Genomic DNA, 19591 nt, shown 5'->3' with positions numbered 1-19591 from the left:
ATCAAACAAATAGGCAACAAATTGCCTAAAAATCTCGCACAGATTACACGGATTGCACGGATAGTCTTTCATTTGACAATTGACAATTGATAATTGACAAATGTGATGGACACGAATTGGCAACTGCGTTGCTGGATTTCACAGATTACAATATAAACACAACTGTAAATCAGTATTGATATATATAGAACTGACGTTAAATTAGTATGGGTTGTTGAAGAAAAATGGATAGGTTGGGGAGAAGCTCTGGAAGAGAGGGGCTGGAAGTTTAAACTTTGGCAAAGTGTGTGACGCAAAAGTGACTTTTTAGAGGGTTGTTCGATTATAACGATGTAGTTTTGGTCTTTTTGCAAGATGATGTTTGTTAGGAAAATTGGTTATTGACAAAATATTCGTATCTTTGCCCCTTAAAAGTATTAGCTAATAAAAAGAAGAATGAACAGACAGGAGATTATAGACCTTACTACTCGTATTTTTGTTGAGGAATTTGAAGTAGAAGGCAGTGTGATTGCCCCTGAGGCAAACTTCCGCGAATCGTTAGGATTAGATAGCCTTGATTATGTGGATTTGGTGGTGCTGATTGAACAAGAATTTGGTGTGAAATTGGTAGAAGCCGATTTTAAGCCTATCGTAACCTTCAACGACTTTTATACTACCTTAGAAAATAAAGTGAATGCACGCTAACGAACAAGCCAAAACGAAATGGCAAGGCAAATCTAAGGGTACCGTATTAGGCTATAGTATCTTTGTGTGGCTGATGAAACACTTGGGTATTTATGCTGCTTATGCTTTGCTCATCTTTGTAGCGTTCTATTACTTTTTGTTTGAGTGGCGCTCCAATGGCTATATGTACTACTATTTCCGTCACCGCTTGGGCTATTCGCCTCTGAGAGCGGTAGTGAACTTGTACTTAAATTATTTTACTTTCGGGCAAACTATTATTGATAAGATTGCTATCTTGGCGGGCTTGGAAGAGAAATTTACTTATGAGTTTGATGGAGTAGAAAGCTTACATAAACTATTAGACGAACAGCAGAGCGGAATACTTATTTCCGCACACATAGGCAACTTTGAAATTGCTGAACCTTTTTTCAGGAAAATAGATATTGATTTTAAGATAAGCACCGTAACTACCGATATGGAACACTCGGTAATTAAGGAGTATTTGGAGTCGATTTCTAAAAATAAACCCTCGAATCAGTTTATCTATGTGAAAGAAGATATGTCGCATATCTTCAAAATCAACGATGCTATTGGCGACAATAAGATAGTGTGTTTCACGGGAGACCGATATTTTGAGGGAGTGCGTTCGCTCAAAGGAACACTGTTGGGCGCAGAAGCTACCTTCCCCGCAGGTCCTTTCTTTATAGCCTCGCGCTTGAAAGTGCCGGTGCTTTTCGTTTATGTGATGAAGGAAAGTAGATTGCATTACCACTTGTATGCCCAAGTAGCTGAGGTGAAAAGTCGCGATGCCCAAGCACTACTTGATGCTTATACCGAGAATATGGAGCAGATGCTACGAAAGTATCCGCTACAATGGTTTAATTATTTCAACTTTTGGGATGAACAATGAAACGCGTATTGGTAGTATATTACACCCAATCGGGGCAACTCAAAGAGATTATCGATAGTGTACTATCCCCACTCACGGAGGTAACTATCGACTTTTTGCCTATTGATACGGCAGAATCTTTTCCTTTTCCGTGGACAGGCGAGGCGTTTTTTGGAGCTTTCCCAGAGTCGTATTTGCAAATACCTCAGCCCTTAAAGCCTTTTGAATTGGTGCATACTGATTACGATTTAGTGATTTTGGGCTACCAAGTGTGGTATTTGTCGCCTTCTATTCCGTTTAATTCCTTTTTGCAGAGTGAAGCAGGTAAGCAACTGTTACAAGGCAAACCTGTAATTACTGTGTCGGGCACACGCAATATGTGGGTAATGGCGCACCAGAAAGTGAAAAAACTCTTAACCGACTGTGGGGCGCATTTAGTGGGCAATATTGCCCTTACCGATAGGCACCACAATTATATCAGCGTGATTACCATTGTGCAGTGGCTCTTTTCGGGCGACAAGAACAAACGCTATCTCGGTGTGTTTCCCAAAGCGGGCGTTGCCGATAAAGACATAGAGAGTGCAAGTGTATACGGCACGCTCATTGCCCCTCACCTGCAAACCGGTGATTACACAGGACTGCAACAAGCAATAGTAGCCCACGGAGGCGTGCATTACAGGCGTTTTCTCCTTTCGGCAGAGAAGAAAGGTAACCGCCTTTTCGGCATTTGGGCAAAGATGATTTACGGCAGTAAGAAGCGTAAATTCCTGCTGAAATGCTTCCGCATCTATCTGTACATCGCTATTTGGGCGCTAATGCCCATAGTATGGTTGCTATACTGGCTCACCTATCCTCTGTTCTTTTGGAAAGTAGAGAGAGACAAGAAAAAATTCACAATTGAGAATTGACAATTGATAATTAAAGAATATGGAATATATAGAATTTGAAAATGAGTTTAAAGCCTTTATGAAAAAAGAAGGTTTAAAAGCTCATTATATTAGTTGGTTGCGTTTTATAGCGAAAGAGGGAATTAGAATCGGAAGAAATATGGATGATAATAATACTATTATAAATCATCTTGAAAAAAATAAATCTAAGAGAAGCATATATCTAAATGAAAACAACAATGATTATTCCGACTTTAAAGCGGCTCTCAATAAGTACAGAAAGTTTATTGCTGAGAAATCTGATTTAATTGATGATATAGAAACAATTATAAAAGATGAAATTATTCCTAAAACCGAGAAAGAGCAATTAATATCTGCAAGAATAGGACAAGGAAATTATAGAAACAAATTAATAAATCTTTGGAAGAAATGTGCTGTTTCTAAATGTGAAATGACAGAATTATTAATCGCATCACATATAAAACCTTGGAGAAAATCTACTAATATAGAAAAGTTAGACTCTTATAATGGACTCTTGCTATTACCTAACTACGACAAATTATTTGACAAAGGACTTATTTCTTTTGAAGATAATGGCAAAATAATTATTTCTCCTCTTATAAAAGAAGAAGAGTATAAAGTTTTAGGTATTAGTCCTAATGATAGACTCTTTAAGGTTTATCCTAAAAACAAACCTTACTTAGAAGAACATAGAAGAATAGTATTTCATCAGGAATAGTATAGTCTATTTTTGATAAACATATACAAAGAAAATAATAAAATGGAACAACAAAATATCTCTGAAAATAAGAATCTGCAATTCGGACCGCACAAAGACCTATTAACAGTCGATATGCTACTGAACGGTTACGAGAGTTACGGTATTGGATGGCTACAACAAACAATGGACGGGCTCTTGGCGGCGAGACGTTCAAAAGAATTTATGAATTCTTTAACAACAGAACAAGCAAAAGATTATATGGAACAACAGGCGAAGAGGAATGGAACTTTGTAGTAGTTGTTTTCAATAAAAACCTGTCACCTGAATAATATGAACGTTTATATAACAAAAGCAAGTAAATATTTACCTAACAATCCCATTGGCAATGAGCAAATGGAGACTTTCTTAGGTCTCATAAACCAAAATGCCTCTAAAGCACGACGCCTCGTGCTCCGCAACAATGGTATTCTCACCCGTTACTATGCCCTCGATGAGCAAGGTAACCCCACTCATAACAATGCCCAGCTTACGGCTTTAGCAGTACAGAATCTATTGGACGGCGAAGTGCCTTGGGATACTATCGAGGTGCTCTCTTGCGGTACCTCTACCCCCGATGTGCTCTTGCCCTCGCACACTTCTATGGTGCACGGACTCTTGGGCGGACACTCGGTAGAACTGAATGCCTCTTCAGGGGTGTGTAACTCAGGAATGAATGCCCTCAAATTTGGGTACTTATCAGTAAAGGCGGGCAATAGTGTGAATGCAGTATGCACGGGCTCTGAACGTGTATCGGCGTGGTTGCGTGCCGATAAATACGAAAACGAAGTACAACTCTTAGCCGAATTGGAAGCACACCCAGCCATTGCCTTTAAAAAAGATTTTTTGCGCTTTATGCTCTCCGATGGGGCTGGGGCTTTTCTGTTAGAAAACAAACCGCGTGAAGGTGCTTTGCAAATAGAGTGGATGGACGCTTATTCGTATGCTCACGAGCTCGAAGCGTGTATGTATGCCGGTGGCGACAAGCTCCCCGATGGCAACCTCAAAGCTTGGAGTGAATACCCTGCCGAAGCGTGGCTTAGTGAATCTATCTTTGCTATCAAGCAAGATGTGAAGCTACTTAACGAGAATATTTTGCTAAAAGGCGCTGAAAGTATGCGTGCTACCTTAGATAAACACCAACTATCGGCAGATGATATTACCTATTTCTTGCCTCATATCTCGTCTTGTTATTTCAAAGAACGCTTGTATGAAGCCCTCAAAACAGTAGGTATCGACCTTCCGTTAGAACGTTGGTTTATCAATCTACCCGAAGTAGGCAATGTAGGTTCTGCTTCTGCTTATTTGATGTTAGAAGCCTTGATGCACTCAGGCAAACTCAAAACGGGCGATACGGTGTTGCTATCAGTGCCTGAGAGTGGTAGATTCTCCTATTCTTATGCTTTTTTAAAGGTTGTTTAACTATGGTTTTACCAATTACAGATAAAAACGAAATCCTCACTCTTATACCCCAGCGTACTCCCATTGTAATGGTAGATGCTCTTTGGGAGTATACCCCTACTAACGGGGTAGCAGGGCTCACCATTGCCCCCAGCAACCTTTTTGTACAGCAAGAGACATTCTTAGAAAGCGGACTTATAGAACACATCGCCCAAAGCATTGCCTTGCATAAAGGTTATTACTACTATCTGAACGGAAAACCTGCTCCTATGGGGTATATAGGAGCGATTAAAAACATAGAGATACAATCGCTACCCAAAGTAGGCGACACGCTCAAAACACACATCACTATCCAGCAAGAGTTTATGGATGTTACTTTGGTAACAATGCAAACCTTTGTAGGTGATACCCTCATTGCCCAAGGCGAAATGAAAACCGTACTTGCCCCTAACCCCTGACCCTGACCCCTGAATATGAACATATCAATCCACAAATACCTCCCCCACCGTCCGCCGATGCAAATGGTAGATACCATTACCGACATCAGTAATACACACGTAGTTACTGAGTTTGAGGTGAAGTCTACTTGCATATTTGTGGAAGAGGGGAAGTTCGCCGAAGTAGGACTCATTGAGAATATGGCGCAAACCTGTTCGGCAATTGTGGGACAGTTTCTCTTTGGTATAGAAGACACATCAAACTATGTGATAGGCTATATCAGTGCGATTAAGAGATTGGAACTCTTCGCCTTGCCTAAGGTACAAGAGGTCGTGCGCACCGAAGCCGAATTGCTTTCTCGTTTCGATACCGATGAGTATTACATCTGCTCGATGCGCTGTAATGCCTTTGTAGGAGATATTCTTATGGCAACTGCTGAAATGAACTTAGTAATTAAAAATCTAACGGAATGAAAGAAACCGAACTACCTCAGGAAAAAGGTGCCTTACAGGACTTTACAGAACTGTGCTATGTAACCGATGACGAAGGCAACTACACCACCCTATCCAGTTCGGGCTGGGAGGTGAAGAGCATTGCCTTAGAAGCCTCGCTCAGCCGTTTGCAAGAGCAGATTGACCAAGCAAAAGCCGATGTGCTTGCAGGACGCAAAAGCCCCATAGTGTATTATATGCTCCTCAACCGTATGGATTGGGCAGTCCTTGCCGATGCAATGCGCCGCTGGCAATGGGTTATCAAGCATCACGCCAAACCTTCGGTATTCAAAAAACTATCTTCTAAAACGCTACAACAATATGCTGAGGTGTTCGGCATCACTGTGGAAGAACTGTGCAAGTTAAACAAATAAAAGTCTTTTACTCATTTAGAATAAAGGACTTTGTTCTATTGCTTTTCATACTGTAATAGACTGTGTGGCTCTCCCCATTTCAACTAATTTACTGTTTGGTATAGCTTCCTTCAACACGACCATTATGAGTTACTCTTATCTTCTTATCTCCTTCTTTTTCGAATACAAAAACTTGTTCATAGGAACCTATTTTATAGCTAACCTTATAAGTATTATTTGTTTTTAGGTCTTTTATATTAGTAACCGGCAGATTCTTTTCCTTAAAACAGTTGGTATTACCTAAGGTTATTTGGCAAAAGTCATCGGTTTTAAAGGCATAACCGAACTGCTTGTTGTTCGTTGTCCAAGAGCCTTGAATCCACTTTGGAGGCATAAATCTTGCCGTAGAGATGTCCCCTTCTTCTGTACCATTGTTGTTGTCTTTTCCGCAAGCAAACATTCCTACAAAGGCTACTAATAATAGAATTGCTTTTTTCATCGTTTATTACTTTTTTAAATTACTATTGGTGCAAAAACACAACTACTCTTTTTAATTACAAACCTTTCGCTGATTTCTCTTTCATATAAATAGCTACTTCTTCCGTCGATAGTTTTCGCAACTGCTCAGGTTGGTAAGCCTTATACTGAGGAGTGACTAATAAAGGCTCTGACAGCAGGCTACGCTTTTGCTTATTCTTCTGCAAATAGCTGTTCAATTCCGATAAAGAAGGAAAGATTTTGTATTGTTTTCTGCCTTTAATATCTTCTATTTCGTAAATACCGCAGGCTTGCTTCCATATTACCTCAGCAGTACGCAAATATAAGGTAGCAATAGCAAGAGTTTTAAAAGGGAAGAGAGCACGGAACTTCCCCTTATCATCTACATCAGCACAGATACATCTGCCACAAGTACTACAAATATACTGTCTGTGGTGTAGCAAGCACTCTTTGGGGTTTAACAAAGGCGTGATGCGACTATCTATCGCATAACACTCAGGACAAGCTTCTTTCATTGTGCTATTATTTTAAAATCTGATATAAACTGCTTATATAGCTCACGCCATTTCAAGTAATTGACTAATTTCCTCAGCGTGTGTACGACAGTAGTACATCACAAAAGCAATGTAAGGCACAAAGAGAACGATGCTCCACACTAAACCGCGAGCAAACGCTTTGTAATCACCAATGCGATAGAGTACATAGCCTGCCCAAATTAGGTTGAGTGTCATTGTAATATGCGACATTTGAGCAAAGATGTTAGCACCACTCCACGTAAAAGTAAAGAGCCCCATCGTACCAAAATAGTACATTGGCAGGAAGGCAAGCGGTAGCCAAACAGTCTTTTTAGTCACCCAAAAGACGATAAGGCAACCTAAATACACCAAGCTACTAGGAGAACAAGCGTTGTAAGCCAACCATTGCACAAAGTTTACTTTCAGAGTAAAAAAGAAGTAACCACTCCCTGAAAGCGTAAGCAATAATAAGACAATCGCCAAAGCGATACCTGTGATTTTTTCTGTTTTTGTAAGATTCATAATGTTAGAAATTAGAAGTTAGGAAATTGCCCGTGCAGTTTGCACTGGGATATATATCTCAGTTTTCAATTTTTCTTCGGGGGTACGACGGCAGTCGTTGAGGTATTTTTCGAACATAGGCTCATCGCGCACTTCGTATTCACTATCTACCACCCAGCGCATAGCAGCATCGTAGACGGCTGAGAGCTGAGTATAACTACCTTGATAGAAAAAGATTGCATATTTGCCTCCTGCTAAGGTTTTGCAACTTACTTCACCTGAGGGTTTAGCCGGCTTGTGAATAGCCAAACTCACCTCGGAACGTTGCAAAGAGGCTTCGGTAATTTTAGGGTCGTCATACGAAACACATATCGACTCAATGCCTTTGGTAAAGAGTTTTTGCGATTTTACAACACCCCACAATTGTTCATAAGCTTTGTTGTAGTTAAGTGTCCCGTATTCTCCTGTAAGAGCTATGTAAATAAGACTTTTGGGCTCAAGCTCTACTATCTTTGGAGCTTTGAGCACTACTTCTGGATTGTTTATTTCTTTCTTCATAATATAAATATCTCTGTTTGTTCTATACTGAGTAGGGGTAATACCATATTGATTTTTAAACGCTTTGGAAAGAGAGGCAGGCGTTTCATACCCTATATTAAAAGCTATTTCTTCTACCGAAAGCGTCGAATAGCGTAACAGCTGAGCTGCCGTTTCTATGCGCAAACGAGCAATAAAGGCAATGGGCGATTCTCCTTTAAGCGCTTTAAAGATGCGACAAAAATGAAAATCAGATAAGTTAGCCACATTGGCGAGTGTTTTTATCTTTATAGAAGTATCGAGATGACCATTGATGTATTCCGCCACTTTGTTGATACGCTGAGTATAATCGTTATGAGTAATGAATTTCATACAGATTTATTTTGAATTTCTGTGGCAAAGATACGGCACTTTTCCAAAGTAGTCTTTTCCTATCTTGCTAATTTCACCTTGTAAGTTCATCTTTCCGTCGCTACATTCCCCTTTTTTCCTCACTTGCTTCTCGTCATTCGTCACTCCTCCCTTGTCACTACACCCCCTCTCCTTGGGAGAAGTCTCCGAATAGGAGAGTATGTGAACGGGGTGAGGATTCTCTTTCTTTCGCCTCGAAACCCCGTTTTTACCATTTTTAGCTTTGTTGTATTAAGCTATTAATCAACTTTTTACACATCCTTTCTATACCAATCGTCCAAGATTCGTATAAGCTTCCTATAAGCTCTCTATAAGCTAACCCCACCCATCTAATACCCTTTTTTCATCAAAAACTCTCCCTCTCCTCTTCCGAATCTCTCCGTTCTCTTTCGAGCACTCCTAACAGCCCTAACACATCACTTTTGCGGTACGCACTTTGCCAAAGTTTGAAATTTTGGCAAAGTTGATGTTCCAAAAAGTTACCTCCCCATTTCCCCATTTTCTCATTCTCTCATTTTCTCATTTTCTCATTCTCTCATTTTCTCATTTTCTCATTTTCTCATTTTCTCATTTCCAAATTCCCTCATTTTCTCATTTTCTCATTTCCAAATTCCCTCATTTTCTCATTCTCTAATTTTTTTCCCTGCCCGTGCGGCTCGCACCTCATTTTCTTATTGTGATATTTGTAACATTCTATTAGTTATTTTGTAACAAAAACACTGTTTTTTTACTGAAATAATTTTGCATAAAAACAGTGTATAGAGGGCATTTCTTTGCGTTTTCGTCAAAGAAATGGCTATTTTATTGCAAAAAACGCAAAGAAATCGCGTTTTTATGATTTTTTTCTCATCTATTTTTGTAAACATTATGAGTAAATTTGTTAAGGGTAAATTTGGAACTTAACAGAAGACTTTTCTACCTTTGCATCAGTTTATAAAATAATGTTATAGAGATGAGATTAAACAAAGTATCTTTTGCACTATTTTTAATGCTAATAGTGCAAGGCTTCTCGTGGGCGCAGGAACGAGAAGTGACAGGAACAGTAAAAGATGAAGCAGGCACTCCTTTGGCTGTAGTAACTGTGGTTGTAAAAGGCACTTCTTACGGAGTAGCCACCGATTTCAATGGAAACTATAGTATTAAAGTGCCTAACGACAAAGCAGTGTTAGTCTTTTCGCAAATAGGTATGAAAACCGTAGAAAAGGCGGTAGGCAAAGCTCGTAGTATTAATGTGATTCTTCGGGAAGAAGCCCAAGAGCTCACCGAAGTAGTGGTTACGGGTGTTGGGGTCGCTACCGATAAGCGCAAAGTAGCGATTTCAGTAGATGCCGTTTCTGAGAAAAGTCTCAAACGTACACCTGTAAAAAGCATAGACGATGCCCTTAGCGGTAAGATTGCAGGAGCTCAAATCCAGTCAACCTCAGGGCAACCAGGGCAGCAAGCTAATATCATCTTACGTGGTATAAACTCACTCAGTACCACCCAACCAATGATTATTGTAGATGGGGTAGAGGTAAACTCAAGCAACTATGCTTTAACATCAGGTAGCAGTGCTGTTTCTTCTCGTTTAGCCGATTTAGACCTTTCTAATGTAGAACGTGTAGAAGTGATACAAGGTGCCGCCGCCGCTACTATCTATGGAGCACAAGGAGCTAATGGGGTAATCCAGATCTTTACCAAAAAGGGTAAAAAAGGAGAACGCACAGAAATAACTTATAATTCTTCTCTCAGTGTAGATGAAGCTCTTACAGGAAATCTTTCGTTTGCACAAAAACACCCTTATAAAACTGATAAAGAAGGTTATATAATTGATGGGCAAAATAAAAGACCCATAAAGGTAGATCCAGAGACTGGATATTGGACAAAACCAGATCCTACTATTAAGGACACAACAGCTAATATCTATTCATACAAAGAGAAAACATACGATCATTTAAAACAGTACTACAAAACTGCTTATACTACTCAGCATTCTGTAAATATTACAGGATCTGCTGGGAATGTAGATTATGCCATAGGTGCTTCTTTGTTAGATCAAACCAGCCCTGTGAATGGTAGTTATAAAAAGAAAAATCTATCAGCTAATGTAGGAGTAGAGGTGTTTAAGGGGCTTACTCTTCGTTCTAATACCCAGCTTATCAATAGTAAAAATACTACAGCTGGAGTAAATGGTAGAAGTAGTATTTACTCTGGTGTTGGCGGTGCTTTAGGAACTCCTGCTTATGTAGATTTACACTTTAGAGATACAGCAGGAAAATTTCCTGTACATTACGATCCTGACTCTAATGAAGTATCGCCTTTTTATATTTATGAAAATCAAAGCAATTTAGCCGAAACTAACCGTGTGATACAGAGTATAAATGCTAACTACAAGTTTAGCAAAAACTTAGACTTTGATTACAAATATGGTTATGACCATACTCGTTACGATAATAGTGAATTTATTAAAAATCAAAAGAACACCAATACACCTGGTTCAGGAATCTCTCCTTTAGCAGGGCAACTTACCGAACGTTTTATTCGTCATATTCTTCAAAACTCCTTATTAAGTGCTTATTTACGCCTTGATTTTCAAAGAGATTTAAAATTGAAATTACCTATCCAATCTACTACTCAGTTATCTTATGATTGGCGTAAAGATAATTATTATCGTGTTACTGCTACTGGTTCAGGTTATGGAGTGGAGCCACCTTTTACCATTTCCTCAGCCAACACTTCAACCTCTAGTGATTTTGAACAAGAGTTTGTAACTTTTGGTTATTTGGTGAACCAAAAGTTTGATTATGCGAATCTTTTTGGAGTATCCGTAGGGGTACGTTCCGACTTTTCGTCTGCTTTTGGTGAAGGAGGTAAACCATTTACTTTTCCTCGTGCGGATGCGTATTTTCGTATAGCCGATTTACTTAAATTAGAAAAAGTTACAGAATTGAAACTTCGCGGGGCTTATGGTGAAGCAGGTATTCAACCTGATGCTTACGACCGTTTGATTACTCTTTCTAATGATAAGTTGGGTGATAAGGGATATTACTATCTGCCTACTACGGCTCGTAACCCTGAATTAGAGGTACAAAAAAGTAAAGAGTTAGAAGTAGGCTTAGACTATGGATTCCGTCTCGGAGAAGGTTGGTTTCATCGTATCAGCGGGAATATAGTGTATTGGGATCGTAAATCGTTCGGAACAATTTATAATATCGAAACACCTCCTTCCTTAGGAGCTCAAGAACTTACTACCAATGCAATAGACTTATCCAGCAATGGATTGCAAGCTTCTTTGGATTTGGGAGTGTTGAGCACTGATAAAGTAGATTGGACTTTTAGTGCACGCTTTAGCAAAGGAGAAACAGTAGTCGATAAAATTTCTAACGGCAAACGTATTGTAGTAGGTATAACAGGTGGAGGGCAAAGTACTCTCAATGAAGGTGAACGCGTAGGTACTTTCTTTGGGTACAAGCCACTCAGCTCACTTACTCAAACTAATTCTAAAGGTGAACGTTATATTGCTGATGCTGATTTGAACAATTATCAATTGGTAAATGGGATGGTAGTAAATAAACAAAGCAAAGAAGTAATATTTAGCACTGAACAGGAAAAAATGGGTGATGCTACCCCCGATTTTACGATGTCGTTCTTTAATGATATTACCTTTGCCAAAAAATTGACCTTCTCTGTGCAAGTAGATTGGACAAAAGGAGGTGATATTTACAATGGTACAAAACAACGTATGTATTTCAATAGAACCCACGGTGACCTTGATACACCTATACCTGTAGATAAGAATTTACCCTATACAAACTATTATGTATCTTTGTATAACAAGGCACAAGCCACTTCTTATTTTATAGAAGATGGTTCTTATGTAAGAGTACGTAATGTGTCACTTAGCTATGATATGACCGATATCCTAAAAGATACCTTTATCAAAGGATTGACACTTACTGCCTCAGTAAGAAATTTGATTACTTTTACTAACTATTCAGGATTAGACCCTGAAGCCGTAGGGGTATCACTCAACAATCCGCTCTATCGTGGTATCGATTTGTACACTTTTCCTAATATGCGCACTGTTACGATGGCACTTAATGTTAGATTTTAACCCTTAATACCGAAATACGATGAAAAAGATATATACAATAATCGCTGTAGTAGCTTTACTCTTTACTGCTTGTAGTAAGGATTCACTTAAACTACACAATCCTAATGAACCTGGTTTGGAAAATCTTGAAACAGAAGAAGGTATCCAAAAATTTGCCTTAGGGGTGTATGCTCCAATGAGAGGAGGGGTTAATTATTACGCTTGGTTTGCGCTTACCCTTCATAATTTGATGGGAGATGCCACAACTGCTGTCGCTCTTAATTTTGGATTCTGTTATAGTAACCAAATATTTAGCATTACACGTCCCGATGGCTCTGTTATTAAATCTTCTTTGTTAGGAGGAAAAACTCAAGGAGCAGTGTTGAAACAATTAAATATCAGAGAAAATGGGACTGAAAATGCTTTCAATAATGAATGGATGGCTATGTATGGTGTATTAGGACATTGTAATTTAGCTCTTAAACTCCTTGATAACAATGAAGTAGTTTTTAGAGATAATGCTGAAGTAAAGAAAAAAACCTACCAAGCTTGGTTCTTATGGTGGAAAGCTTTTGCTTACTCTCGTATTGGTTCTCTTTATGCAAAGGGAGTGATTACTAATGAATACAATGTGCTTAGCAATAACTACCAATCACACGAAGCAATAATCAGTGAAGCCAATCGTATCTTTGAACAAGCAAAAGCAATCTTAGCTACTATTCCCGAGGGAGACACTACTTATAGTGGTCTCATTGATACTTTTATTCCCTCTCAGTTTAAAGAAGGCAATGGAGGAATTATAACTCCTCAAATGTTTATCCGCAATATCAACACTTATATGGCGCGTAATCTTTTGGTAAACAAATATGCTTCAGAGCTTACTTCAGCTGAATTGTCGCAAATAGAAACTTTAGTGAATAGTGGTATTCAACAAGGAGATAAGATTTTTATAATGCGCTCTATAACACCTAGCAGTTTGTGTTTTGTAAGTGAAACAGCTTGGACTCCTTATAGGATTCTCGTAGGATGGGAATTCCTTTCTGAGCGTTTAGTGCAAGATTTTAAGGCTGGAGATAATCGCTATACCCGAAATGTACTAAGAAGAAGTAGTGCTCTTTTTAACCCTCGAGATCGTGGTTATGGTATAGGTACTCGCTACACCCTTAAAGATGGTGGTGATTACGCAAGTACTAGCGCTGGTGTTGTAGAATTGCCTTTTGCAGGTACTTATGAAGAAAACCAATTGATGCTTGCTGAGGTAAAATTGAGAAAAGATAATGATATTGATGGGGCTTTAACCCTTGTAGATGCAGTGCGTACTTATCAAAATGCAGGGTTAACAGCTGTTGCAGGTACAGGCTTGACTAAAGCTCAAGCTTTGGAAGAACTCCGCAAAGAACGTCGTATAGGCTTGTTCCTTAAAGGGACTTCTTTCTATGATGCACGTCGTTGGGGCATTCTCAAACCCGTAGCTCAAGGAGGTGGTCGTACTAATGCCAATGTAGTAGTCGCCGCTGATGGTACTACCGAGGCTTGTACTATAGACTATCAATATTTAGAGTGGTTTGATGTTCCTGCAAGTGAAACTGATTTTAATCCTCTACCCTAAGTAATCAATATTTATCATCAATATACTTGAGGCTGTTTATAATTTTATAAACAGCCTCTTTTGTATTTATATAAGAGTGATCTGATCCTTATAACTTATAATTCCCTCATAAAACTATCTAAAAGCTTTTAAAACTACCAAAGTCACACCTATGTTTGTATCATAATCTGTGTGTAGTCTGCGAGCTGGCATAGCAGAGTATGTGTCTAAAGGTAGCTTGCTACTATTTGTTTAATTTTTTAAAGATTTGTAAGATTTCTGTAGCGTAAGCTACACTTTTCTTACATCAGACTCACGTTAATTTATAATTTCCAAATTCTCTCATTTCCTTATTTCCTCATTGTGATATTTGTAACATTCTATTAGTTATTTTGTAACAAAAATAGTGTTTTTCTACCGAAATAATTTTGCATAAAAACAGTGCATAATAGGCTTTTCTTTGCGTTTTCATCAAAGAAATGCCTATTTTATTGCAAAAAACGCAAAGAAATTGCGTTTTTATGATTTTTTTCTCATCTATTTTTTGGCAGACAAAATGAGTAAATTTGTTAAGGATAAATTTGGAGCTTAACAGAAAACTTTTCTACCTTTGCACCAGTTTATAAAATAATGTTATAGAAGATGAGATTAAACAAAGTATCTTTCGCACTATTTTTAATGCTAATAGTGCAAGGCTTCTCGTGGGCGCAGGAACGAGAAGTGACAGGAACAGTACGCGATGCTAGTGGAACCGAAATGATGGGCGTAGCTGTAGTAGTAAAAGGAGAACAACACGGTGTTCAAACCGACTTTAATGGTCGTTATAGCATCAAGGTTGCTCCAGGTAAGACCTTAGAGTTCTCATTCTTAGGAATGAAAACCCAAAATCGCAAAGTAGGCCCTTCAGGTCGCATTGATGTAGTAATGCAAGAAGAAGCCCAAGTGATTGATGAGGTAATAGTAACGGGTTATATGCAAACTAAAAAGGATGCAGTCTCTGCCGGGGTAACGACTATTGGATCTGAAAACTTAAGTAAGTTAAATCCGTCTACTTCTGTCGATAATATGCTACAGGGTAAAGCTGTAGGGGTAGATGTTACTGCCTTAAATGGTAAACCAGGACAAACAGCCTATATGAAAGTGCGTGGTGCCGTATCCTTAAATGTAAAAGGAGGAGATAAATCGCAACCATTATATGTAGTAGATGGAGTATTTGTAGATAAAGACGATATGAATATACTAAACCCCAACGATATAGAATCGATGTCAGTATTGAAAGATGCGTCGGCAACTGCTCTCTACGGTTCGCGTGGGGCTAATGGAGTAGTATTGATTACTACCAAGCAAGGGAAAAAAGGACGTACAAAGTTCACCTATACAGCTCGTACAGGCTTTGGAGACAAAGCTCCAGATCCTTTCGAAATGATGAATGCTGAAGAAAAGATACGTTATGAAGAAGCCGTAGACCCAAATACTTATAGAAGAACAGCTGATAAGAAAGAGAGACTCATCAGTTATGACAATGATTGGAAAAAGAATATCTTGAAAACAACCTTTATTACTTCACATATGCTTTCGGCTTCAGGAGCATCAGAAGACACTAATTATTTTATATCAGGTGGTTGGGATAAAAATACAGGTATATTGAAATACTTAGATGGTTTTAATCGCTATACAGCTCGTTTAAATCTCAATACAAAGATGACTGATAAAGTGAAATTTGGTTTTACTTCGAGTTTGTCACAAACTAAAACAGACGAACCTCGTGATAGATATAACCAACAGAACCCCTTTGCGGCAATGTATTGGTACAATCCGTACGAAAATATATATGAAAGAGATGAGAATACAGGTCAGTTTATAAAAGATAAAAAAACAGGAGAATACGTATATGAAGTGGGATCACAAGTACTATCTATCATAGAAGCTCTTCAAGCACAACCAGAAGAAGTAAAAACAACTCAGCTTTTAGCGAGTGCTTTTGCGAGCTATGATATAACTCCTGCACTTACTTTCACCACACGTTATTCGGCTAACTATAAACGTTACAAAAAAGAGTACTACGTTCAGCCAGGTTCTATATTAGACCAAATAACAGGAAGTAAGACAAACCCTGGCTCCAAAGCCGATTCAGGAAGTGATAGATATAATTATACTTGGCTCAACCAATTGACTTACTTAAAGTCATTTGGCAAGCATAATGTTAATGCTACCTTATTTAGTGAATATACTGATAATTACTATCACTACTATTATCTAAATAGTAAAGGATATATGTCTAAGTTCTTAACGACTCAAGATAATGGTGCTAAACCTGAAAATGTAGAAACTACAAAATCTGAAAGTGCAATGTTCTCAGTTGCGGCTGCTCTAAACTATGATTACAATGAAAAATATAGTCTTACAGGGTCAGTACGTAGAGATGGAGCTTCACGCTTTGGAAAAGACAATCGTTATGGAAACTTCTGGAGTGTAGGAGCTGGTTGGGATATTGCCAAAGAAGAGTTTATGAAAAGTGCCGAATGGCTTAATCGCGCTAAACTAACGGTATCATATGGTACTACTGGTAACTGGGATATTCCTAACTATGCTGCCAAAGGGTATTATCTATCAACTTCTTATGGAGATTTTCCAGCTGCTGTATTCAAAAGTAGTATTGCCAACTCTAACCTCACTTGGGAAACACAAAAATCTTTTAATGTGGGAGCAGAATTGGCAGCTTTTAGCAATCGATTGTCAGTAACAGGTAGTTACTTTACCAATACTCGTGAAAACTTCTTGTTTGAAATACCTCACTCTTGGGAAGAAGGAGGCTATACCCAATACGTGAATACAGGTAATATGAAAAATTCAGGTATTGAGCTTTCGGTGAGTGGAGATGTGATAAAAACTCCTAATTTCAAATGGAATCTAGGAGCTAACATTACCTTTATGAACTATAATATAGAAAGTTTAGGAGATGGCAGAGATGACTTAACTGTGGGTAATTCAAGTATGCTAAAAGTGGGTGAACTACCTTTTGTGTATTATATGAAACGTTATGCAGGAGTAGACCCCGCAAATGGTGATGCACTTTATTACCAAAAACTATACGATAGAAATGGCAATGAAACAGGCGAACTAAAAACAACTAATAATTACAAAGACGCTAGTCAGTTTGTATTGTCAGGAAAAAGTCCTTTTGCAAAACAATTTGGAGGGTTTAACACTTCTTTTGTCTATAAAGGAATAGATTTAAATGCTGATTTTTCATTTAAATTAGGTAACTATATTTACAACCAAGTTGCCCAAGATTTGCTCAGTGATGGGGCTAATGTAAATATGAATCAAAGAAAAGACGCCTTGGATTATTGGAAAAATCCAGGAGATAACAAATTACCACGCTTAGACGCAAGTTTCAATCAATCATCTGATAGATTTTTGCAAGATGGTTCTTATTTGCGATTCAGAACTCTATCACTCGGTTATACTTTCCCTAAAGATGCTGTAAATGGTTTAGGATTGCGTATCTTTGTACAAGGACAAAATTTGTACACTTGGACGAAATTTGAAGGAGACCCTGAAGTGTCCATTGGGGCTGCTGAATCACAATTACGAGCAGGTCAAGAGTTTATTTCAGGTGAAATATATCTATACTCTTACCCTACTTTACGCACTTTCTCAATGGGACTTGACTTAACTTTTTAATCGTATAACTATGAAAAAAATATATAAAAAATTAGGACTTTTATTATCACTTACCATATTATTTATGGCTTGTGATTTAGACCGTGAACCTTATGATGGGATAGAATCAGAAAAACTCTTCTCTACTGTCGAAGGAGCACAAACCGCCTTAAAAGGTGTATATACAAGTTTCCAAAATTATGGCTACTATCACAATAACGGAGGGCTTTTTATATGCCCAGATATCCTTTCGGACAATCTTACCTATAACCCAAAAGGTAGAGGAACTTTTCGTACCTTATACGAGATGCGCTACAATAAAACTGAGAATGGTTATAATCTCTATAAAAGAGGATACCTTCTTGTAAGTAGAGCCAACAACATTTTGGATAATCTCGATAACCTAAAACAGGCTACCGATGCTGTAAAAAATGCTATAAAAGGAGAAGCCTTAGCTCTTCGAGCTATTGGTCATTTTGATGTAGCACGCGTATATTGCAAAATCCCTACACAGTCAGCAGATGCTAAACAAAGTATGGGGATAGCTTACTTGAAGAGTTTTGACCCAGAAGGAAAACCTCGTCGTTATGGGACTACTGTGGATAATACCTATAAGGAAATTATATCCGATTTAGAAACAGCTCTTACCCTAATGGACGATACCAAAAAGGACGGTCAGCTAAATAAAACAGCGGTTAAAGCTATTCTTTCAAGAGTGTATCTCTATTATGGAAACTATCAGAAAGCAAAAGATTATGCTGATGCAGCTATAGCTGATGGTTCATTTAATATTGCTCCTCGTGACCAGTTTGCTAATGTATGGAAAGACGCTTATACTAAAAATGTACTTTTCCGTATTCTTTTTACTGAAAAAGATAGAATACAAATAGGATCTGCCTACGGTCAAAAAACAAATGGACAAAATAAAGCTGAATTTGTTTGTTCCTATGATTTATACCAATTGTATCAGAATACCGATATACGCAAATCAACTACTATTTCTACTGATACCTATGATTCTGGGTTATATAACACAATTTCTAAATATCTTGGTAGAGATGGAGGTAGTGCTAATATAGTAGATGGCAAATACATTCGTATAGAAGAAGTGTATCTCACACGAGCAGAAGCGAATTACAGATTAGGAAATACTGCTCAAGCCTTAACCGACCTCGATGCAGTGAGAGCACAACGCTATTCAGGATTTGTGAGCGGTAATGAATCAGGTACTGCTTTATTAGACGCAATACTATTGGAGCGCCGTTTAGAATTAGCATTTGAAGGCGATCGCTTCTTTACCTTGAAAAGACTTGGACTCCCTATACAACGGAATGCAACTAAAGGAGCTCTTGCTGATGGTACAGGTACCCCTCCAGCAGCAGGCTGGGTAACCCTTCCTGCAGGTGATTATCGTTGGCAATTACCTATCCCTGAAGAAGCATTTAATTCCAACTCTGCTTTAATAAAAAGTGAAGACCAGAACCCTGGTTATTATTAATAGAAATCTAAACTATCTTATAAACAAACATTCGCTGCAATGCCTCTGGCATTGCAGCGAATGTTCTTATAATTTATACTACTTATTTAGCGTTGGCTATAAAGCATCACTACTTTATACCAGTTATTGCGTTAAAGGAATTAGTTAGTCACTGCTTTACCAAAAGCCATTTAAAAGTTTTTAAAACTACCAAAGTCACACCTATGTTTGTATCATAATCTGTGTGTAGTCTGCGAGCTGGCATAGCAGAGTATGTGTCTAAAGGTAGCTTGCTACCTATTTGTTTAATTTTTTAAAGATTTGTAAGATTTCTGTAGCGTAAGCTACACTTTTCTTATGTCGAACTCACGTTAATTATTATAAATGTTTTTCAAAGAAATTAAGGGTAAGTTCGTTTAGTTTGCGGTGGGTTTCCAGCTTTTCACT

The 19591-nt window shown here is 38.3% G+C and carries 17 protein-coding genes; 13 read left to right on the top strand and 4 right to left on the bottom strand.

Annotation, left to right across the window (positions count from 1 at the left end; genetic code table 11):
* Positions 1 to 435: 435 nt before the first annotated feature.
* From HW279_RS02570 to HW279_RS02530, 9 genes are read left to right on the top strand one after another with little or no spacing between them, the layout of a single operon-like run.
* Positions 436 to 684, top strand: coding sequence for a phosphopantetheine-binding protein (locus tag HW279_RS02570; protein ID WP_009410297.1), 249 nt, complete (start codon positions 436 to 438; stop codon positions 682 to 684).
* On the top strand, positions 674 to 1573 hold the full coding sequence (locus tag HW279_RS02565) for a lipid A biosynthesis acyltransferase (protein WP_178957847.1): 900 nt from the start codon (positions 674 to 676) through the stop codon (positions 1571 to 1573). Before HW279_RS02570 ends, HW279_RS02565 begins: the two co-directional genes overlap by 11 nt.
* Positions 1570 to 2460 carry a dialkylrecorsinol condensing enzyme DarA gene (locus HW279_RS02560; RefSeq protein ID WP_178957846.1) on the top strand — a complete coding sequence of 297 codons (891 nt, stop codon included), beginning with the start codon at positions 1570 to 1572 and terminating at the stop codon, positions 2458 to 2460. The genes HW279_RS02565 and HW279_RS02560 overlap by 4 nt, the downstream gene beginning before the upstream one ends.
* Before the next feature lie 19 nt (positions 2461 to 2479).
* Positions 2480 to 3178, top strand: a complete 699-nt coding sequence (locus HW279_RS02555) for an HNH endonuclease (protein ID WP_178957845.1) — start codon at positions 2480 to 2482, stop codon at positions 3176 to 3178.
* A gap of 12 nt (positions 3179 to 3190) precedes the next feature.
* Positions 3191 to 3454, top strand: a complete 264-nt coding sequence (locus HW279_RS02550; RefSeq protein WP_255495757.1) for a hypothetical protein — start codon at positions 3191 to 3193, stop codon at positions 3452 to 3454.
* 36 nt (positions 3455 to 3490) lie between these two features.
* Positions 3491 to 4618 carry a beta-ketoacyl-ACP synthase III gene (locus HW279_RS02545; protein ID WP_178957844.1) on the top strand — a complete coding sequence of 376 codons (1128 nt, stop codon included), beginning with the start codon at positions 3491 to 3493 and terminating at the stop codon, positions 4616 to 4618.
* A gap of 2 nt (positions 4619 to 4620) precedes the next feature.
* Positions 4621 to 5055 carry a hypothetical protein gene (locus HW279_RS02540; RefSeq protein WP_178957843.1) on the top strand — a complete coding sequence of 145 codons (435 nt, stop codon included), beginning with the start codon at positions 4621 to 4623 and terminating at the stop codon, positions 5053 to 5055.
* Between the two features lie 15 nt (positions 5056 to 5070).
* A complete protein-coding gene (locus HW279_RS02535) occupies positions 5071 to 5508 on the top strand; it encodes an acyl carrier protein (RefSeq protein WP_178957842.1) in 438 nt (145 codons plus the stop codon).
* Positions 5505 to 5900, top strand: coding sequence for a hypothetical protein (locus tag HW279_RS02530; protein ID WP_178957841.1), 396 nt, complete (start codon positions 5505 to 5507; stop codon positions 5898 to 5900). The genes HW279_RS02535 and HW279_RS02530 overlap by 4 nt, the downstream gene beginning before the upstream one ends.
* Before the next feature lie 88 nt (positions 5901 to 5988).
* Here HW279_RS02530 and HW279_RS02525 read toward each other — a convergent pair whose 3' ends face one another.
* The 4 genes from HW279_RS02525 to HW279_RS02510 are packed head-to-tail and all read right to left on the bottom strand — an operon-like array spanning position 5989 to position 8302.
* Positions 5989 to 6378 (bottom strand): hypothetical protein, encoded by a 390-nt coding sequence (locus tag HW279_RS02525; protein WP_178957840.1) that lies wholly within the window; start codon positions 6376 to 6378, stop codon positions 5989 to 5991.
* A gap of 55 nt (positions 6379 to 6433) precedes the next feature.
* Positions 6434 to 6892: a hypothetical protein gene (locus tag HW279_RS02520; protein ID WP_178957839.1), complete on the bottom strand. Its 459-nt coding sequence runs from the start codon at positions 6890 to 6892 to the stop codon at positions 6434 to 6436.
* 42 nt (positions 6893 to 6934) lie between these two features.
* Positions 6935 to 7414, bottom strand: a complete 480-nt coding sequence (locus tag HW279_RS02515) for a hypothetical protein (protein WP_178957838.1) — start codon at positions 7412 to 7414, stop codon at positions 6935 to 6937.
* A gap of 18 nt (positions 7415 to 7432) precedes the next feature.
* Positions 7433 to 8302, bottom strand: a complete 870-nt coding sequence (locus HW279_RS02510) for a GyrI-like domain-containing protein (RefSeq protein ID WP_178957837.1) — start codon at positions 8300 to 8302, stop codon at positions 7433 to 7435.
* A gap of 991 nt (positions 8303 to 9293) precedes the next feature.
* Here HW279_RS02510 and HW279_RS02505 point away from each other — a divergent pair.
* The 4 genes from HW279_RS02505 (at position 9294) to HW279_RS02490 (ending at position 19165) form a co-directional block, all read left to right on the top strand.
* Positions 9294 to 12434, top strand: coding sequence for a SusC/RagA family TonB-linked outer membrane protein (locus HW279_RS02505; RefSeq protein ID WP_255495756.1), 3141 nt, complete (start codon positions 9294 to 9296; stop codon positions 12432 to 12434).
* Between the two features lie 19 nt (positions 12435 to 12453).
* Positions 12454 to 14022, top strand: a complete 1569-nt coding sequence (locus tag HW279_RS02500) for a RagB/SusD family nutrient uptake outer membrane protein (protein ID WP_178957836.1) — start codon at positions 12454 to 12456, stop codon at positions 14020 to 14022.
* Between the two features lie 621 nt (positions 14023 to 14643).
* Positions 14644 to 17688 carry a SusC/RagA family TonB-linked outer membrane protein gene (locus HW279_RS02495; protein ID WP_255495755.1) on the top strand — a complete coding sequence of 1015 codons (3045 nt, stop codon included), beginning with the start codon at positions 14644 to 14646 and terminating at the stop codon, positions 17686 to 17688.
* Between the two features lie 10 nt (positions 17689 to 17698).
* Positions 17699 to 19165 (top strand): RagB/SusD family nutrient uptake outer membrane protein, encoded by a 1467-nt coding sequence (locus HW279_RS02490; RefSeq protein WP_178957835.1) that lies wholly within the window; start codon positions 17699 to 17701, stop codon positions 19163 to 19165.
* Positions 19166 to 19591: the final 426 nt, after the last annotated feature.

Source organism: Capnocytophaga sp. oral taxon 903 (assembly GCF_013394785.1).
GTDB classification, from domain to species: domain Bacteria; phylum Bacteroidota; class Bacteroidia; order Flavobacteriales; family Flavobacteriaceae; genus Capnocytophaga; species Capnocytophaga ochracea.
This window is presented reverse-complemented; position numbering and strand designations above follow the sequence as displayed.

Excerpts from the sequence above, each read along its gene's own strand:
- HW279_RS02570 (WP_009410297.1), top strand. The coding sequence starts at position 436 with ATGAACAGACAGGAGATTATAGACCTTACTACTCGTATTTTTGTTGAG.
- HW279_RS02510 (WP_178957837.1), bottom strand. The coding sequence starts at position 8,302 with ATGAAATTCATTACTCATAACGATTATACTCAGCGTATCAACAAAGTG.
- HW279_RS02490 (WP_178957835.1), top strand. The coding sequence starts at position 17,699 with ATGAAAAAAATATATAAAAAATTAGGACTTTTATTATCACTTACCATA.
- HW279_RS02555 (WP_178957845.1), top strand. The coding sequence starts at position 2,480 with ATGGAATATATAGAATTTGAAAATGAGTTTAAAGCCTTTATGAAAAAA.
- HW279_RS02535 (WP_178957842.1), top strand. The coding sequence starts at position 5,071 with ATGAACATATCAATCCACAAATACCTCCCCCACCGTCCGCCGATGCAA.
- HW279_RS02505 (WP_255495756.1), top strand. The coding sequence starts at position 9,294 with ATGAGATTAAACAAAGTATCTTTTGCACTATTTTTAATGCTAATAGTG.
- HW279_RS02545 (WP_178957844.1), top strand. The coding sequence starts at position 3,491 with ATGAACGTTTATATAACAAAAGCAAGTAAATATTTACCTAACAATCCC.
- HW279_RS02565 (WP_178957847.1), top strand. The coding sequence starts at position 674 with ATGCACGCTAACGAACAAGCCAAAACGAAATGGCAAGGCAAATCTAAG.
- HW279_RS02500 (WP_178957836.1), top strand. The coding sequence starts at position 12,454 with ATGAAAAAGATATATACAATAATCGCTGTAGTAGCTTTACTCTTTACT.
- HW279_RS02515 (WP_178957838.1), bottom strand. The coding sequence starts at position 7,414 with ATGAATCTTACAAAAACAGAAAAAATCACAGGTATCGCTTTGGCGATT.
- HW279_RS02540 (WP_178957843.1), top strand. The coding sequence starts at position 4,621 with ATGGTTTTACCAATTACAGATAAAAACGAAATCCTCACTCTTATACCC.
- HW279_RS02525 (WP_178957840.1), bottom strand. The coding sequence starts at position 6,378 with ATGAAAAAAGCAATTCTATTATTAGTAGCCTTTGTAGGAATGTTTGCT.
- HW279_RS02495 (WP_255495755.1), top strand. The coding sequence starts at position 14,644 with ATGAGATTAAACAAAGTATCTTTCGCACTATTTTTAATGCTAATAGTG.
- HW279_RS02520 (WP_178957839.1), bottom strand. The coding sequence starts at position 6,892 with ATGAAAGAAGCTTGTCCTGAGTGTTATGCGATAGATAGTCGCATCACG.
- HW279_RS02530 (WP_178957841.1), top strand. The coding sequence starts at position 5,505 with ATGAAAGAAACCGAACTACCTCAGGAAAAAGGTGCCTTACAGGACTTT.
- HW279_RS02560 (WP_178957846.1), top strand. The coding sequence starts at position 1,570 with ATGAAACGCGTATTGGTAGTATATTACACCCAATCGGGGCAACTCAAA.